This window comes from Microbulbifer epialgicus, assembly GCF_041447265.1.
Classification (GTDB): Bacteria; Pseudomonadota; Gammaproteobacteria; order Pseudomonadales; family Cellvibrionaceae; genus Microbulbifer; species Microbulbifer epialgicus.
Genome location: NZ_JBGMEK010000213.1, coordinates 1 through 1,670 on the forward strand (window position 1 = coordinate 1; position 1,670 = coordinate 1,670).

Genomic DNA, 1,670 nt, shown 5'->3' on the forward strand with positions numbered 1-1,670 from the left:
TTCCTGTCCCAGCTGTCCTTTTCGGATCATGTGAGCAGTCTCAATCCCATCGAGAGTGGCAGTCGCTGAATGGAAGGCCTTAAAGCCTTAAAGCCCATCATAGGCTTGGTTATGCGTTTGATAAACCGGTGGTCCTGTTCAACAATATTGTTGAGATATTCGACCTGCAGACTATCGATGAATGAAAGCCAGAATCCCATCAGGAACAGGTAGATATTGATCTTGGTCAGGCCCGCCAGATTGCCTCCTTTTGTCTAAGACTACCTTCTCTGGCAGCCCTTTGATGCCTATGGATTGCTCAAAGAAACGTGTTGCTGCGGCTTCATCTCGGGTCTCTGAGAGCATGAAATCAACAATTTCCCCGGATTTATCGACTGCCCGATACAGGTATACCCACTTGCCCTTAACTTTGATATAGGTCTCGTCAATACGCCAGGAGGCACTTACTTGGCTGTATTTCAGACTCTTTGCAACGTACGCTGCAGCTTTTTTTAAGAAAGCCGCTGCTCAGCCAGCTGTCGTTTCAGGCGAGCATTCTCTATGGACAACTCTCTCTCGGCATCACCTTGGCTTTGATGCAACCTAGCCTTACTTCACCATCTATATATTTGGGAAGGCTGTATCCCAAGCTGCTTAACAGCAACGATACGCTCACCTTGGTCGCCAGCGTTAGTGCATCTTATCTATACTCCTCGGAGTATTGTTCACGTGTGGTTTTGGTTGGTTTGGCTTGACTAGTCACAGGGCACCTCTGATGGGTAGTTTATTGTTTAAAAGAGTGTCTGTTGTTGGTGGGTAGGATCAGGTGCCTAATGATCAAGGCAGCTTCCGATGCGAAGGGAGAGGGCACGATAGCCTACTTAGGCTACGTTTTTTTCAACAAAATAAGGACAGCCCCACGCCTGATATTAAAAAGATTCTAGGATATAGAATCAGTTAGTCTTAAACGCAATAGATACTTAATGGATAAATGGTACTGAGCTGGATGCAACTAGGACTTGGCTACCCAGCGCAATTCCAATACGCGATCAATGTTTCCGAGCTTCCCGATACTGTGGGGCGAAGTGAATTCGCCCGGCTTATTTCGGGCATGCGCGAATTAGTTAATGAGCATCACGGTAGCCGCCATGGTAGCGTCAGGGTTGCCTTCGCGCCGTCGCTCTGGTCGCGTAAATGCGAACGAGAAGGGCTCTTAACTGCCGTCGATATGCAGGTTGGGGCCGCAGTCGAGGGCGACCCCGAAGTCGTCGCGGGTTCGAACGACGTGTTGCAAGTGAGCCGCATCCATGCTTGGCTCCTCGTCAAGTCGGATGAGGCAGGGGCAGTCACCAGGATGTCAGATTTCGTCGTGAATGAGCTCGCAAAGCTTGGCATCAAGAATGATAGTAACGAAGGCGTGGCTATCAAAGGCGCTTGCTGTGCTCATGAGGAGATTATTTGTGCTAGTGGACGAGATTTTGTTGAAGAGTCTGTATTTTATCAGGTGTAAGTTATAGGCACCTCTATAAATTACTTTTTTGGTATCCGTCAGCACCAATTCATGGGAGCTTCAGGACGATAAAATACAGGAAAGCGCAATTTTTAGAGTTGCCCTTATGAATTGTCTTCTAGTAAAAATGGGAGACCCCCCAGCTTTGCTGGGGAGGCACGCATAGTTTGACAGTTCCAGA

General features: G+C 48.1%; 1 protein-coding gene and 1 pseudogene. One reads left to right on the forward strand and one right to left on the reverse strand.

Annotated features, from left to right (window positions below):
• A pseudogene (locus ACCI49_RS24575) lies at positions 1-444 on the reverse strand (IS6 family transposase); the annotation flags it as partial.
• A 526-nt stretch (positions 445-970) separates the two neighbouring features.
• On the opposite strand from ACCI49_RS24575, the gene ACCI49_RS24580 reads away from it, so the two are divergent.
• Complete coding sequence (locus ACCI49_RS24580) at positions 971-1,489, forward strand: hypothetical protein (RefSeq protein WP_371841892.1); 519 nt, start codon at positions 971-973, stop codon at positions 1,487-1,489.
• Positions 1,490-1,670 lie beyond the last annotated feature (181 nt).

Excerpts from the sequence above, each read along its gene's own strand:
- ACCI49_RS24580 (WP_371841892.1), top strand. The coding sequence starts at position 971 with ATGGTACTGAGCTGGATGCAACTAGGACTTGGCTACCCAGCGCAATTC.